This is a genomic window from Saccharopolyspora gloriosae (assembly GCF_022828475.1).
Classification (GTDB): domain Bacteria; phylum Actinomycetota; class Actinomycetes; order Mycobacteriales; family Pseudonocardiaceae; genus Saccharopolyspora_C; species Saccharopolyspora_C gloriosae_A.
Map to the genome: position 1 here is coordinate 4,167,443 of NZ_CP059557.1, position 14,768 is coordinate 4,182,210.

The following is a 14,768-nucleotide window of genomic DNA, read 5'->3' on the forward strand; positions in this document are numbered from 1 at the left end:
AGCGACCCCGCCTTCCGGCGGGATTCGCCGGACAGGCGAGAGCCATCTCGGCAATGCGCCGGTCGAACGGTGGTGGACGAGCCCGGAAACGCCTCCAGGGGCGCCCGCGGTTCGGCGGGCGCCCCTGGACGGGACGGCGGATCCGGGCTACCGGATCAGCGGATCACTTGGTGGTGTTCAGGTCGACGTCGACGGTGAAGTCGTCCTCGCCGTCGAAGTAGTTCGAGTCGTCCTTCGACGGCGAGTAGCTGTCGACGATCATCTTGCCAGCGTCGATGTCGAACTGCAGCAGCCGCAGGTAGCCTTGGCCGCCTTCGGGGCCGCTCTGGTAGTCGGCGAGGATCTCCGGGACCTTGCGGCCGTCGGCGGTCTCCTTCACGTTGTGCGTGGCACCGTGGTTGTGCCCGCACAGCACGGCCTTCACGTTCTTGTGCGGCTCGACGATGCGGTCGAAGATGTCCTGCCCCTGCTGGTCGTAGGAGCCGTCGGTGTTCAGGTAGGCGTGCACGCTGATGATCACCGGGGTGTCGGGGTGCTCGGCGAGGACCTTCTCCGCCCAGGCGTAGTCCTCCTCCTGCATGTCCCAGGTCAGCGACAGCATCATGACCTGCTTGCCCGCGACGTCGACGAGGTCGTAGTGCTGGCGGTTGTCCTTGTGGGACTCGCCGTAGACCGGGGAGTCCGCGAACCGCTTCTCACCGAAGTAGTCGTTGTAGAGGCCCTTGACGTCGTGGTTGCCCTCGACGACGCCGTACGGGAAGTTCGCGTCGTCCAGCTTCTTCATGCTGGCGTCGGCGTTCTTCCACTGGTCCTCTTGGTCGGCGTTGTCGACGATGTCACCGGTGTGCGTCGCGTAGCCGATCTTGCGCTGAGCACCGTTGTCGACCAGCCACTGCGTCTGGTTGTCGAAGTGCTCCGGGTAGCTCTCGGAGTAGTACTGCGTGTCCGGCAGCCAGGCGATCGCGGCATCGTAAGTGCTGGGGTCGGGCAACTCGTTCGCGCGGTCCGCGGGGCCGGCGAGCGCGCTCGGCGCGGCGATCGCGGTCGCGGCGGTCAGGCTGGTGGCGGCCAGTGCGAACAGCAGGCGACGGTCAGGCTTCACTACGGCTCCTCGATTCGACGTTCGACCGGCGACATCGTTTCGACGCGGTGTGGAGTCGATCCGAAACCCCGCCATCAAGCCGGTGAATTGCCACTGAACTCGGGTGAATTACCAGATATGGACGGCACCCCTGGCAATATCGCGGGATTCGAAACGGTCCCCGGCTCGGACACGACGTGCCTTCCGAACTCTGGATCGCGTTTCGAGGAATCCTCGCGCCGCCGGGGATGCGCGATCAACCACCGTCGGAGTGGATCGCGCACGGCGCGGCGAATTCTCGCCACCGACACCCGCCGCTTCGGCCGAAAGGGCAGACTCGCGACCCGAAAGGACCGCATTCATGCGGCTTCCTTGCCCGGAGCACCGCACGGCCGGTGTACTGTCGCCTGGCCCGTCGACCGGGCAACTGTGAGGGAAACCCCGCCACATACCGCCATCATCCGATTCCGCGCTCAACACGCCGGAGACTCGGTGGTGCCCGTACGGAACCCGTGCCGCGACGCTCTGCGGCACGGCGCCCGTCCGCCACTCGTAGTTCAGGTTCGGAGGATGCGCGATGACCACCCAGATCGAGCGGGAAGCCCCACCGGGCGGTGACCGGCCGGACCGCTCCGCCCGGAAACCGGTGCGGATCGCGGTCCGCGCCGCCGACCCCATCACCCTCACCGGTTTGACCTGCACGTTGATGGGACAGCAGCAGCTGCAGGTGACCTCGACGTCCACCGCCGCCGAGGTGGACGTGCTGGTCTACGCCGTCGACGCGGTGACCACCTCGACGGTGGCCGGACTCCGCCGCGCCGCCGCCGAGTTCGACGTGCCCATCGTGCTGGTCACCGGGGAGTTCGACAGTGCCCAGCTGCTGAGCGCGACGGAATGCACGGTCGTGGCGATCCTGCACCGCAACTCCGCGACCCCCGCCCGGCTGCAGGAGGCCGTTCTGGCCGCCGCGGACGGTGGCGCCGCCCTCCCGCCGAAACTGCTCGGCGAACTGCTGCGGCAGGTGCAGGCCCTGCAGCAGGACGTGCTGACCCCGCGTGGCCTGAACACCTCGGGACTCACCCCGCGTGAGATCGACGTGGTGCGGTTGATCGCCGAAGGCTGCGACACCGAGGAGATCGGCAATCGGCTCTGCTACTCGGAACGCACCGTCAAGAACATCATCTACACCATGACGAACCGGTTGCGCATGCGGAACCGGCCGCACCTGGTCGCCTACGCGGTCCGCACCGGGGTCATCTGAGGATCGGTTCGCGGTCCCTGCCGGTGGTGACACCGCTGACCGGCGCGGCCGGACCACAGCGGGGTCTCAGCTGCTTGCTCGCGAGAACGGCGATGTCGCCGGGAAGCGGAGCGCCCCCCACGGCGAGGAAGCAGCTGAGGTTCGGCCGCCGGACCCGCTACGCGAAATCCGCCGAGTAGAGCTCGTCGTTGACGGTCGCCGTGGCGAGTTCGGTCCGCGAGCGGTAACCGGTGCGCTTGAAGCACCGGGACAGCCGCCCTTCCACGCTCTTCTCGGTGCTGCCCAGCACCACCGCGAGCTGCTGGTTGCTCAGTCCCTCCGCGACGAGCCTGGCCAGCAGCCGTTCGTTCTCGTCGACCGTGGCCGCACGCCCCTGCTCGCCCAGTTCCCCTGCGGGCAGCAGCGCGCGCATCCGGGCGCGCGGGAGCAGCGCGTCCAGCTCACCGAAGATCCGGTACGCCGCGCGCAGCGAGCCCAGCTCGGCGAGACCTCGTTCGGCGACGGTGAGCACGGTGGTGGCGTATCCGAACGGGTCATCGCGGTCGGCGGCCTCGACGGCCACCGCGGCCGCTGCCTGGTCCGAGTCGGCGACGGCTCGTGCCAGCGCCTGCTCCAGCCGCACGGCCTCCGGTGCCGGGTCGGCGTCACCGGCTCGCTCGGCGCAGCGCGCGGCGGTGGCCGAGCTGCCGTGGCGATCTTCCCAGGCCGCCAATCGCCGCCACACTTCGGCGGTGCCGCCGACGACACCGGTTTCGGCGGCACGGCGCAGCGCGTCTTCCAGCAGCGAGCGGGACCGCTCGGGTTCGCCGAGCAGGTCGGCGAGGTCGGATTCGGTGAGCAGCAGCAGGTGCGGCATCGGCAGGTTCCTGGTGCGCGCTTCGGCGAGCACGGCGGCGGCTCGGTTCAACCGGCCGCGCGCGATCAGCATCGTGGCCATCTCCCTGAACAGCACCGTCATCCCCGGCACCGGGCCGTGCACCGACTCGGCGACGAGCGCGGCGCGGCACCGTCCGAGGGCGTCGTCCCAGTTGCCGGCACGCGCCGATCGAATCGCCCTCCGGGGCGCGCTCGGCCCCGGCTCGAGCCACGGCACCAGGTCCGCTCCGGTGTGCAGCGTGACCGCGTCCAGCAACCTGCCCGCGACCTCCGCACCGGTCCCGGCAGGCCGGGGCGGCTCCTCGGAATCAGCGGAGTCCAGCCCGAGCAGCGCACCGGACACCTCGCGCAGCAAGCGTCCGAACAGGACGGTGCTCGCGTCGTGGTGCCGCCACTGGTTCCCGCCGAGCAGGTCGTACGCCTCGCGCCACCGGTCGAGCAGGCACAGCGCGGCGGCACGCACGACGACGTCCGCCCCGTCCGCGCCGTCGGCCGACTCGCCGAGCGCGTCCAGATCTCCGGCACCGGCGAGCCCCAGCACCCGGATGATCCGCAGCTCCTGAGCCGCCGCGTCGGGAAGCCACCGCGCATCGGCGCGCAACGCCTCATCGGCGAGCCCGGTGGCGTCGTGCGAGCGCGCATGCCGAGCACTGCTCACCACCTGCCGGTGCAGCGTCTCCGCGCGCAGCGCGGGGTCGGTGCACAGCTTCACCGCGGCCCGCAGCCACCGCTCGGCGCGCACCCCATCAACGGCGGCGACCTCGTCAGCGCGACGCCGCAACTCGACGATGGCGCGGTCCCGGTCGATGAGGTTGCCCGCCTCCGCCAGCCGATCGGCGAGGTAGTGCTCGTCCGGCGCGGTCGCGGCGCCCGTGCTCAACGCGGCGACCGCGAGCTGTGAGATCCGTCGGCGCTCGAACAGCCCGAGTCGCGCGGTCAGCAGCGCCGCCACCATCGGAATCCGGAATCGGAACCCGCCGCTCCGATCCGGCAGCACCACTGCGCGCGCACACCAGTCGTGCAGCAGTCGGCGCACTTGGTCCTCGCCGCACCCGGTGGCCTCGGCGATCAGGGCCGGCGCCGCGTCCCGCAACGGATGCAGCACTGTCAGCGCCCGCAGCACCCGCAAGGCCGGCCCGCCCGAGTCGAAGCCACCGGGTACCGCGGGCACCTGCTCACCGCTCGGCTGCTCCGGCACCTGGCCGGGCACCAGGTGCGCGTGCTGATCGACCACCCGCAGCACGCCGCCGCGCAGATAGCCGTCCACGGCGGCGCGCACCACGGCGGGGTTGCCGCCGCACTCGTCGCGCAGCGTTTCGGTCAGTCCTGCCACGGGTTTCGCACCCAGCCGGTCCACGAGCATGCCGCGCACCGCCCGGGCGGACAGCGGGCGCAGCCGCACCACGCGCGCCAGATCGGCGATCGGTTCCGCCGGTGCGGCTGCCGGCTCCGCCGGGGTGCGGACCGCGCAGACGAAGGTGATCGGAGCCCGCACCAGCCCGCGAAGCGCCCCCAGCATCCGGTGCACGGAGCGCGGGGACAGCCGCTGCGCGTCGTCGAGGAACACCACCACGCGCTTTTCCCGGCCGGACAGCACGCGGTGCAACGTCGCCCACGGCGACTCGCCGGGTTCCGGTTCGGCTCCGAGCGCGCCGGGAATGCCGCCGACCACCTCCGGAACGTCCAGGCCCCCGCACACCACCGGAATATCCATTGTGGACATTCCGCGTTCGGCGACGCGGTCGCGCGCCTGGGCGAGCACGGCGCTGCGGCCGACTCCGGCCGGACCGGTGACCAGCACCAGCGGCACAGCGTCCGTGCAGGACTCGACGATCCGGTCGAGCGCTTCGGCCCGGCCGTGGATCCTGCCGTCCGCGCCCGTCGGACCCGGCCGACACAGGAAGAGCGATCGAGGACTGACCATGCCCCCATTATCGCGGCCGCGGCGAGTCGCACTCCCGGATTTCGCGGGGAGCTCTCTCATGAGTCCGTGAACTCTGCCACCAGCTGTTATGTGACCGATTACGTATTTCTTAAATGATCCGTTCGACATTCTTTCCGGGCACCACAACGCCCCCGAGCGGTGCTAAACAGAAGATCAACGCCATGTCATCGGGGGGATGACGCGAAGGAGAACGGACGTGATTCGGGAGGACACGGCCTTCGAAGTCGGGGAGGGCTTCGAAGGCAGGGAGGGCGCGCTGGCCGCCCTGCGTGGCGCGTTGCGGGAGTCCGCGCCACGCGGGCGGCTGGTCGTCGTACGCGGAGCCGCGGGCAGCGGCCGCAGCAGTCTGCTGCGGACGGCGACCCGGCGCTGGATCACCGAAGGTGTCCGGGCAGCGCAGGTACGGCCCGTCACCGGCACCCTCATCAACGGTTTCGACGCGGTGCTGCACACGCTGCGCGTGCACTTCGACCGCTTCGCCGACCCCAGCCTGATCGATCGGATCAGCAAACTCGCCCGGTCCCGCGCCCGAGCTGCCGCGGATCCGGCGGAGGAGCCTGCCGTGGTCGCCGAGCTGACCGAGGTGTTCGACCGCCTCGGCAGGCTCGGCCCCACGGCGCTGCTGTTCGACGACGTCGACCACCTCGTCGACCCTGCGCTGCTGCTGATCACCGCGCGCCGCCCCGGCTGCCTGGTGGTCGCCGCGGTGCGCGAGCCCGCCACTCCGGGCGCCGCGGAGCTGGCCGAGATCGCCGACGAGGTGATCGACCTCGGCCCGCTCGACGAGCGGCAGATCGCGGCCACCGTCGGCGCCGGCGTGCACCCGGATCTGCTCCGCGCGTTGCGCATAGCGCTGGGGCCGCTGTACGGAAATCCGGGCACGGTGCTCGGCACCCTCGAACAGCTGCATCGCGATGGGCGGCTCACCACCGACGGCGGCCGGACGCGGTTGCGCGATTCCGGATCGCCGCTGCCGCTGCCCAAGGAGCACGACCTGCTGTGCCGCGCCGACGACCTCGGGGAGGTGGCGCCCCGGCTGCTGGCCGCCGTCAGCGCCGTGGTCGCGCTCGACATCGACGACCTGCCCGCGGTGGCCGACGCGCTCGACACCGACCTGACCGTCTGCGGCCGAACCTTGGACCGGCTCGTCGAATCGGAACTGCTGGTGGCCGACGTCGACGGGCGGTTGTCCTGCGTGTGCGCCGCGCTCGCCGACTCCGCAGCCGGGGCGCGTCCGGGCACGGTGCGGCGGATCCGCGCGCTCGGCTCCGCGGCTCCCGTCGCGTCCCTGCGGCCGGTGGCGGCATCGCCGGCCTGCGCACCCGACGCACGGTCCTGGACGGCCGCGGAATACCGCATCGTCGACCTCATCGGCGCCGGCCGCACCAATCGGCAGATCGCCTCCGAACTGGGAGTGAGCGAGAAGACCGTGGAGAAGCAGCTGACCCGGCTGTTCAAGCGAACCGGCTGTCGATCCCGCGTTGAACTGGTGACGATGCGGCTGCGCGACACGAGTCCGGCGGAAGGACTGGGGTGGGCGTCGTGACCGCGACCATGATCGGACCGTCGATAGGGTGGCCGGGTGATGCCGGAGCCGCCATCCCCCATCAGGACCCGTCGGCCGCGCGCCGCTGCATCTTGCTGGTGGACGACGATCCCGACGTGGTCGAAGTGATCACCGGATACCTGCACCGTGCGGACTACACCTCGATCGTCGCTTCCGACGGTCCGACGGGCATGGCGCTGTTCCGGCGGATGCGCCCGGATCTGATCGTCCTGGACGTCGGATTGCCCGGCCTGGACGGAATCCGGTTCTGCGAGCAGGTCCGTGCGGAGACCACCACCCCGGTGATCATGCTGACCGGCCGGGCGGAGGAGGAGGACCGGTTGCGCGGGCTCATCGCGGGAGCCGACGACTACCTCACCAAACCGTTCAGCGGACGCGAACTCGTGCTGCGCATCCACGCGGTGCTGCGGCGCACGCAGGTCGTCCCGGCGCCGCAGCGGCCGGCACCGGAACTGTCCGCGGGCGATCTGGTCGTCAACGAGAGTTCCCGGGTCGTGAGCAAGAACGGCAGGCCCCTCACGCTGACGAATCGGGAGTTCGACCTGTTCGTGTTCCTGCTGCGGAATCCGAACCAGGTGTTCGGGAAGGACGAGCTGATGAGTGAGGTGTGGAACTACGACTTCGGCGACGCCTCCACGGTCACGGTGCACATGCGCAGGCTGCGGGAGAAGATCGAGGACGACCCGTCCCGGCCGAAGATCCTGGTGACCGTGTGGGGCGTGGGCTACCGCTTCGACCCACCGGACGCCGCGCGGTAATGGAGGCCAATCCACTTCTCATCACCTTGGTCGCCTTGTGCGAGGCGACCGGCATCGGGCTGCTCGGTTCGGTGCTGTTGCGGCGATTCCCGCTCGTGCGGCCGCTGCTCGGGATCGTGCTGATCACGCTGCTCGCGATGATCACCAGCACCGGTGTGGTGGTCGCGCTGTTCGGCTTCTCCCCGGAACAGGCCGCCATCGAGCTGTCGGCGGCCTGCGTGGCGGCGCTGGTGTCGCTCAACATCGGCCTGCTCCGCCGCGTCGACGGGCGTCCGGTCACCGTCGGCGCGGCGCGTCGCACCACCGCGCCTCCGCGCTGGGACGTCGTCGCCGAGGTATCGCGCGACCTGCGGGTTCCGCTGGCGAGGCTGCGCGCGACGGTGGAGTCCGCCCAGGCCGACGCTCCCAGCGAGCAGCAGAGCCACCTCGGGCGGATCAGCACCGACCTGGACCGGCTCGGCGATCAGCTCGACGGTCTGCTTCGGCTGTCCCGGATCCAGGCCGACGGACTGGATCCGCGCCCCTCCCCCGTGGAACTGGACGTCCTCGCGCGCGAAGTCGCGGCCCGATTCGGCACCATCGCCGCGGAACGCGGAACGACGCTCCGGGTGGACGTCGAATCCGTCGAGGTGCCCGCCGACCGGACGATGCTGGCGGAGGCCCTCAGCACGCTGGTCATCACGGCGATCCACCACGGCGGATACGGCGGGACGGTATCGATCAGCACCGGCATCGACGCGGACCGGGCGGTCGTGACCATCGACTCCGAACCCGGCCAGGCCGCCGCCGATACCGGCGCCGGCGACGACGCCATCGGACTCGCAGTGGCCGACGAGATCATTCGCGCGCATCACGGCACATTGATGGCCCGCTTGCTGCCGCACCGGCACCGCCGACACCTCCGGATTCCGCTCGGCTGAGCGCCGGTGCCGCGTGATTCCGGCGCTCTGCTGGAGAAACCCCGGCGCTCGGGTGAGGAATGCGGCACTGCGTCACTCCCAGTTGAAGAAACCGCGGCCGGTTTTGCGGCCGAGCTCTCCCCGCGCGACCTTGTCGCGCAGCAGCTGCGGTGGCGCGAACCGCTCGCCGAGGGTCGCGTGCAGGTGTTCGGCGATCGCCAGGCGGACGTCCAGCCCGACCAGGTCGGTGGAGCGCAGCGGACCCATCGGGTGCCGGTAGCCCAGTTCCATCGCGGAATCCACGGATGCGGCGTCGGCGATGCCCTCCGCCAGCATCCGGATCGCCTCCAGTCCCAGCAGCACGCCAAGACGACTGGTGGCGAAACCGGGCGAGTCGCGCACCAGCAGATCCGTTTTGCCGAGGACGCGCACCCAGCCGCGCGCCCGGCCGATGACGGCCTCGGTGGTGCTCGGGCCTGCCACCAGTTCCACGAGTTTCGAAGCGGGAACCGGGTTGAAGTAGTGCATGCCCAGGAATCGCTCCGGGTGCCGCAGTGCGGCGGAAAGTCCGGCGACGGACAGCGAACTCGTGTTGCTGGCGAGCACCGCCTCCGCATCGACGAACCGCTCTGCGCCGGAGAGCACCTCGACCTTCGTCTCGGCCACTTCCGGCACCGCCTCGATCACCAGCTCCGTACCAGCGGGGAGATCGGCGAGCTCCGGAATCACGTTCAAGCGGCTGAGCAGCTCATCCGGGTCGTCCAGCTTCTCCCGCTTCGCGTCCTTCTGGACGGCGTCCGAGAGCCTTTTCTCGGCAATGTCCGCCGCAGCGGTCCCTCTTTCCACAATGGATACTTCGGCGCCCGCGATGGCGTACGTCCGCGCGATTCCCGAACCCATCTGTCCACCACCGATCACGGCGACCTTCGCCGGAATTGCTGACGTGGCCATGACTTCCTCCGCTTCCAGAACCGGGGCTCCGCTCCCGGTGTCGGCACTGTCGTACAGCCGTCGCGGAGCGAGTGCGCCGCGGATTCCGGATCACATCCGGCGTTGCGCTGATCCTCTTGCCCGGCTCGCTCAATCGCGTTGGCAGGCACCCATTTTTAACCGTCCATTCGGTAGGCGATCAAGCAGGTACCCCCGAAAGCACCGTCGACCCATCCCCCGTTTCGGCTAACGACACTGCTGTGGAGCGATGCGCTGCGAGGACCGCATGGACCAAGCCGGCCACGGGAGCTCGAGCACCCCGGCCGGTTCCGGGGAACGGCCCGGATCGCAGCGGGAAATCGCCGGAGCGAAACGCGCCCGAAAAATCACTTTCGACTTGCCGCAGCAAATCCTTCGAGCTCAGCCGAGAAGGAACGTTCCCCGCGCGCGGATCAGGAATCGCCCTCCGCCTCGCGCGTTCCCGGACCGGACATCTCCCGGTGTCGCTCGTGCGCGCGATGCAACAGGCCCATCAGCTGCGACTCCTCCCGGATGACCGCGCGATGTCGTTCCGGGAGCTTTCTGATCTGCTGCTCCTCATCCAGCAGCTTCTGGTAGATCTGCTCCCGTTTCGCCGGATCCGTCTCGAATCCCTCGTCGAGATAGGCCACGGCGTGCCTGCGAGCACCGGAGACCGCGTTCTGCGCCCGGCCCTTCGGACTCATCAGCGAGGCGACCACCGTGATCACCAGCACCCCGATGATCACGGTCAGGGACAGGCCGGTGCTGATCTCGATGACGTGCAACGGCATGCCGTTGTTGATGAACGGCACATTGTTCTCGTGCAAAGCGTGCAACACGAGTTTCACCCCGATGAAGCCGAGAATCAGCGCGAGCCCGTAGGACAGGAAGATGAGCCGGTCCAGCAGCCCGTCGATGAGGAAGTACAGCTGCCGCAAACCCAGCAGCGAGAACGCGGTCGCGGTGATCACCAGGTACACGTTCTGCGTCAGCCCGAAAATGGCCGGGATGGAATCCAGCGCGAACAGCACGTCGGTGCCGCCGATCGCGACCATCACCAGCAGCATCGGGGTGAGCGTCCGCTTCCCGTCCACCATGGTGGTGAGCTTGTCGCCGTCGTACTCGTCGGTGGTGTGGAAGATGCGTTCGGCGATCCGGATGATGATGTTGTCGGCGGTGCGGTCCTCGGAGCCGGCGGGCCGCAGCAGATTCCCCGCGGTCACCAGCAGGATGAATCCGAAGATGTAGAACACCCAGGCCAGCGAGTTGATCAGCGCGGCACCGAGGAAGATGAATCCGGTCCGGGCGATGAGCGAGAACACGATGCCGAACAGCAGCACCTTCTGCTGATCCGCGTGCGGCACCTTGAAGCTCGAAATGATGATCAGGAAGACGAACAGGTTGTCCACCGACAGAGCCTTCTCCGTCACGTACCCGGCGAAGTACTCCGCGCCCATCGTGGCACCGCCGAACACCAGCACGCCGAGCCCGAACACGAGGGCGATGCCGACGTAACCGGCCGACCAGACCGCCGCCTCCCGCAGGCTCGGCGTATGCGCTTTGCGCACGTGGAAGATGTAGTCGAACAGCAGCAACCCGACGACCGCGATGATCGTCAGGAGCCACACCCAGCCCGGTACGTTCATGACAACTCCGCCCTGCCGACGATGAGTTCCACGGGCTCCGGCGACCGGCCGGTGCGACGCGGATTCCGGGACGCGCCCACGCCGCTCAACGGTCCGCTTCCGGTTTCAGGTAGGCCAGCGCCGCCACCACCAGCCCCCGGGTGCCCGCGTCGAGCGTCGGTTGCGGCACCGGAGCGAACTTCGCCGAGTGATTCGCCGGGATGTCCTGCGCGACACGTCCCTGCCGCGCCGCCCGCTCGTAGCCCTCCGGGTCGACGCCGCCGAGCGCCCAATACGTGCTGGGGGCGTCGAACGCGGCGGGAAGATCACCGAAGTCCTCGCTCGCCGTCCACCGCCCCATCTCCCCGACGTCGTCGAAGTGCTCCTGCAGCGCGCCGGTGACCCGCTCGGTCACCTCGTGATCGTTCTCGGTCACCGGGAAGCTCCCGAACACCTCGAATTCGGGTTCCTTCGGGCACCGCGAGGCCACGCACTCGGCGCGGACGATCCGGTCGATCGCATCCAGCACCTGGGTGCGCACCTGCTCGCCGTAGGTGCGGACGTTGAGTTCGATGACCGCGGTGTCCGGGATGACGTTGCTCTTCGTCCCGGCCTGCACGCTTCCCACGGTCAGCACCACCGGCTCGCCCGGCGGCACCTCGCGGGCCACCACCGTCTGCAACCGGACGACGATCATCGCCGCGACCACGACCGGATCGACCGTGGTGTGCGGCATCGATCCGTGTCCGCCGGAGCCGTGCACGGTGATCCGCATGCTGTCGGCGGCGGCGAGCACCGGCCCGCTGCCGGTCGCGACCCGTCCGGCGGGCAACGGCAGCACGTGCTGCGCCAGCGCCACGTCCGGAGCGGGGATGATCGACCGGAGCCCGTCCTCGACCATGCCGCGGGCGCCGTCCGCGGTCTCCTCGGCGGGCTGGAACAACGCGATCGCAGTGCCGCTCCAGTGCCCGGTCCCTGCCGCCAGCAGCTGCGCGGCGCCGAGCAGGCAGGTGACGTGCACGTCGTGCCCGCACGCGTGCATCACCGGTGTGGGCGAGTCGCCGTCGGTGGTGACGGTGCTGGCGTAGCGCAGGCCGGTCGCCTCCCGCACCGGCAGCGCGTCCATGTCGGCGCGCAACAGCACCGTCGGTCCCGGCCCGTTGCGCAGCACCCCGACCACACCGGTGCCGCCGACCCCGGTGCGCACCTCGAAATCCCATTCGCCGAGGCGTTCGGCCACCTTCGAGGCGGTGCGGTGCTCCTGGTGCGAGAGCTCCGGGTGGCGGTGCAGGTCCTGGTAGAAATCCTCCAGCCAGCCGGTGTCTCCGCCGCTCAGGACTGCCTGAGCAGGTGACGTGGTCGTCACGGGAGCTCCTCTCGGTTCGGCGGTCGGTACCGGAATTGTGCTGAGTCCCGCGTCCGCTCGCTTGGTCGAGAACCGGAGCCGTCACCGCCCGCCCGGCTCGTCCCCGTCGTCGTCCGCACGTCGCCGGCCCAACGCGGACGGCACCTGAAGTTCGAACACGACGCCCAGCATCCGGATCACGAAGCACGCCGCGGACGCCGCCAGCACGCCGAGCAGCGGGGCGAACCCGGCGTACGTGCCTGCCACCACGATCGCCGCGCCGACCAGCGCGGGCACCGCGTACAGGTCGCTGACCAGTACCGCCGGGACTCGCCGGATGAGCACGTCCCGCACCGTGCCGCCGCCGACGGCGGTGATGCCGCCGAGCAGCACCGCCTGCACCGGGCCGAGCCCGAAGTCCAGCGCCTTCGTCGCGCCGGTCACGCAGAACACGCTCAGACCCACGGCGTCGAACACGACGATGATCGTGGTGAAGCGTTCCAGCGGAATGCTGAGGAAGAACGCCACCAGCGCTCCCGCGGCGGCCGCGCCCAGGTAGGTGAGGTCGCTGAACGTGGCGGGCGGTACCGAGCCGATCAGCACGTCGCGGATGATGCCGCCGCCCAGCGCGGTCGTCATTCCCAGCGCCAGCACGCCGACCAGGTCGACCCGGACGGCGCGCACCGCGGTGAGCGCGCCGTTGAGCCCGAAAGCGAACGTCCCCACCAGGTCCAGCACGAGCAACAGCGACGACGGCTCCGGCATACCAGCAGTGTGCACGCGCCCCCGGCCCCCATACCCACCAGCCGCTCCAGCCCGAGTGAATGTCCCCGTTGCCCGACGTGACCGGCCAAAGGGGACGTTCGCCCGATGGCGCCGGTGGAGTCACCGGACCATTCGACCGGTCGGAGCGGGTGAAGGTGGCATTCACCTAGAAGGCTTCTGCGGTTGCCGGGGTCAGGCTTCGGGTGGGGAGTGCAGGTCGGCCTGCTTGGCAGCGGTGCCGTGGGCGAGGTGGGCCGGGTAGCGGGACTCGTTGCGGTCGATCTTGGCGTGCGCCGCTTCGACGAGGTCGATTCCCGATGCTTCGGCGAACTGGACCAGGTAGAGCAGGACGTCGGCGGCCTCGTCCTCGAGCCGACCCTTCAGCGCGCCCTGTGCGAGCCCGTCGGCGACGGCGGTCTCGTCGAGCCACTGCAGTTCCGCGATCAGCTCGCCCGCTTCGCCGCTGAGCGCCATCGCGAGGTTCTTCGGGGTGTGGAACCGCCCCCAGTCGCGTTCCTGCGCGAAGTCGCGCAACCGGGCTCGGAGCTCAGCGATGCTGTCCATGCCGTCACGGTATCGACGGCGAATTCCGGTGCGCCGCACCGTCCCCGATCGCCGACCCGGAGATCGACGACCGAGGAGGCCGAACCGCCCGGTCAGAACCTCGGTGCGGATCCGGCGAACTGCATCGCCTTGTACGGCCAGTTGTGCTCGGTGTTCCACTGGCTCACCACGAGGTGCAGGTCGTCGAGAGTGGAACCCGGCACGATGTAGCCGCCGTAGAGCTGCGCGACGTGGCCGCGGGCGTGGTCCTCGCCGTCCCAGGCGGAGCCGTGCACGGCGGTCGCTCGCGGGGTTTCGTACAGGTTCGCGGTAGGCACGTCCATGTTCAGCACGTCGATGCGGTAGTCACCGGCGTTGAACAGCGACAGCAGCCAGCGCCCGCCGACGGGACGTAAGCACAGCTCGCCGTAAGCACCGGTGAGCGCGACGGTCGGCGGATTGCCCCACGCCCACACGCCGTCGCGGAATCCCCAGCCTTCCCACGCGCCCGGATCGGTGAGCCGGTCCGCGGGCACCCGGTGCAGCAGCAGTCCCTGGTCGCGGCGGAATCCGGTGGTGAAGGCGTACACGAAACCGTCGTCGCCGAGACCCCAGGTCAGCATCTGGAACAGCCCGCCGTGCAGGTCGCCGGGCCAGGTGGTGCCGGTGTGCTGCCAGGTCTCGCCGTTGTCGACGGAGCTGTGCACCTCGGTCCAGTGCACGTTGCCGATCCCCTGGCACACCATGACGTGCAGGTACATCGTGCCCCCGACGGTGATCAGGTCGGTGGGGATGACGGTGCTGACGTGGCGACCGTGGATGACGGTGTCGTGCTCGTAGGGCAGCGCCTGCCCCGCGTACGAGTCGGGGCCGATGGAGCCGGTCCACCCGACGCCGCCGGTGGCGGTGGTCGCGTCCGCGAACAGCACCACCGGTGACCGCCAGCCCGGCCCGCCGACCCCGGGCCGCTCGAACGTGTCGCCGAACACCGACACGATCCGCCCGTCCGGCGCCGTCGTCATGACGCCCAGGTCGGTGCCGCCGATGCCGAATCGGTCGGTCACTCCGGGGCCGGTCAGGTCTTTCACCTTGTGCACCAGCGTCACGGTCCTCTCGCACTCGCACCGGCCGTTCCGGCGCCGTGGCCCCGAC

General features: G+C 69.9%; 12 protein-coding genes. 4 read left to right on the plus strand and 8 right to left on the minus strand.

Going from position 1 to position 14,768, the window contains the following annotated elements:
• Positions 1-163: 163 nt before the first annotated feature.
• Positions 164-1,102, minus strand: a complete 939-nt coding sequence (locus tag H2Q94_RS17965; RefSeq protein WP_243788349.1) for a metallophosphoesterase — start codon at positions 1,100-1,102, stop codon at positions 164-166.
• Positions 1,103-1,658: 556 nt separating this feature from the next.
• Between H2Q94_RS17965 and H2Q94_RS17970 the strand changes: the two genes are divergently transcribed.
• Positions 1,659-2,342: a helix-turn-helix transcriptional regulator gene (locus H2Q94_RS17970; RefSeq protein ID WP_243788350.1), complete on the plus strand. Its 684-nt coding sequence runs from the start codon at positions 1,659-1,661 to the stop codon at positions 2,340-2,342.
• Positions 2,343-2,499: 157 nt separating this feature from the next.
• Here H2Q94_RS17970 and H2Q94_RS17975 read toward each other — a convergent pair whose 3' ends face one another.
• Positions 2,500-5,142, minus strand: a complete 2,643-nt coding sequence (locus tag H2Q94_RS17975; RefSeq protein WP_243788351.1) for an AAA family ATPase — start codon at positions 5,140-5,142, stop codon at positions 2,500-2,502.
• A 217-nt stretch (positions 5,143-5,359) separates the two neighbouring features.
• Between H2Q94_RS17975 and H2Q94_RS17980 the strand changes: the two genes are divergently transcribed.
• Genes H2Q94_RS17980 through H2Q94_RS17990 form a run of 3 tightly spaced genes read left to right on the plus strand, consistent with a single transcriptional unit; the run spans position 5,360 to position 8,408 of the window.
• Complete coding sequence (locus H2Q94_RS17980; protein ID WP_243788352.1) at positions 5,360-6,709, plus strand: helix-turn-helix transcriptional regulator; 1,350 nt, start codon at positions 5,360-5,362, stop codon at positions 6,707-6,709.
• On the plus strand, positions 6,706-7,488 hold the full coding sequence (locus H2Q94_RS17985) for a response regulator transcription factor (protein ID WP_243788353.1): 783 nt from the start codon (positions 6,706-6,708) through the stop codon (positions 7,486-7,488). The genes H2Q94_RS17980 and H2Q94_RS17985 overlap by 4 nt, the downstream gene beginning before the upstream one ends.
• A gap of 35 nt (positions 7,489-7,523) precedes the next feature.
• Positions 7,524-8,408 carry a sensor histidine kinase gene (locus tag H2Q94_RS17990; RefSeq protein WP_243788354.1) on the plus strand — a complete coding sequence of 295 codons (885 nt, stop codon included), beginning with the start codon at positions 7,524-7,526 and terminating at the stop codon, positions 8,406-8,408.
• 72 nt (positions 8,409-8,480) lie between these two features.
• Here the strand turns inward: H2Q94_RS17990 and H2Q94_RS17995 are convergent, their stop codons facing one another.
• From H2Q94_RS17995 to H2Q94_RS18020, 6 genes are all read right to left on the minus strand, one after another.
• Entirely contained in the window at positions 8,481-9,356 is an 876-nt protein-coding gene (locus H2Q94_RS17995) for a 3-hydroxyacyl-CoA dehydrogenase family protein (RefSeq protein WP_258718716.1), read from the minus strand.
• Positions 9,357-9,769: 413 nt separating this feature from the next.
• Positions 9,770-10,984, minus strand: coding sequence for a TerC family protein (locus H2Q94_RS18000; protein WP_243788356.1), 1,215 nt, complete (start codon positions 10,982-10,984; stop codon positions 9,770-9,772).
• Between the two features lie 85 nt (positions 10,985-11,069).
• Entirely contained in the window at positions 11,070-12,329 is a 1,260-nt protein-coding gene (locus H2Q94_RS18005) for an amidohydrolase (protein WP_243788357.1), read from the minus strand.
• Positions 12,330-12,410: 81 nt separating this feature from the next.
• A complete protein-coding gene (locus tag H2Q94_RS18010; RefSeq protein WP_243788358.1) occupies positions 12,411-13,073 on the minus strand; it encodes a trimeric intracellular cation channel family protein in 663 nt (220 codons plus the stop codon).
• A 192-nt stretch (positions 13,074-13,265) separates the two neighbouring features.
• Positions 13,266-13,637 (minus strand): MazG-like family protein, encoded by a 372-nt coding sequence (locus H2Q94_RS18015; protein WP_243788359.1) that lies wholly within the window; start codon positions 13,635-13,637, stop codon positions 13,266-13,268.
• 92 nt (positions 13,638-13,729) lie between these two features.
• The gene (locus H2Q94_RS18020) at positions 13,730-14,713 is read right to left on the minus strand and encodes a DUF4185 domain-containing protein (RefSeq protein WP_243788360.1); all 984 of its coding nucleotides are present in this window, start codon (positions 14,711-14,713) and stop codon (positions 13,730-13,732) included.
• Between the last annotated feature and the right edge of the window lie 55 nt (positions 14,714-14,768).

Coding starts and splice junctions, on each gene's coding strand:
- H2Q94_RS18010 (WP_243788358.1), bottom strand. CDS start 13,073: ATGCCGGAGCCGTCGTCGCTGTTGCTCGTGCTGGACCTGGTGGGGACG.
- H2Q94_RS17970 (WP_243788350.1), top strand. CDS start 1,659: ATGACCACCCAGATCGAGCGGGAAGCCCCACCGGGCGGTGACCGGCCG.
- H2Q94_RS17975 (WP_243788351.1), bottom strand. CDS start 5,142: ATGGTCAGTCCTCGATCGCTCTTCCTGTGTCGGCCGGGTCCGACGGGC.
- H2Q94_RS18015 (WP_243788359.1), bottom strand. CDS start 13,637: ATGGACAGCATCGCTGAGCTCCGAGCCCGGTTGCGCGACTTCGCGCAG.
- H2Q94_RS18000 (WP_243788356.1), bottom strand. CDS start 10,984: ATGAACGTACCGGGCTGGGTGTGGCTCCTGACGATCATCGCGGTCGTC.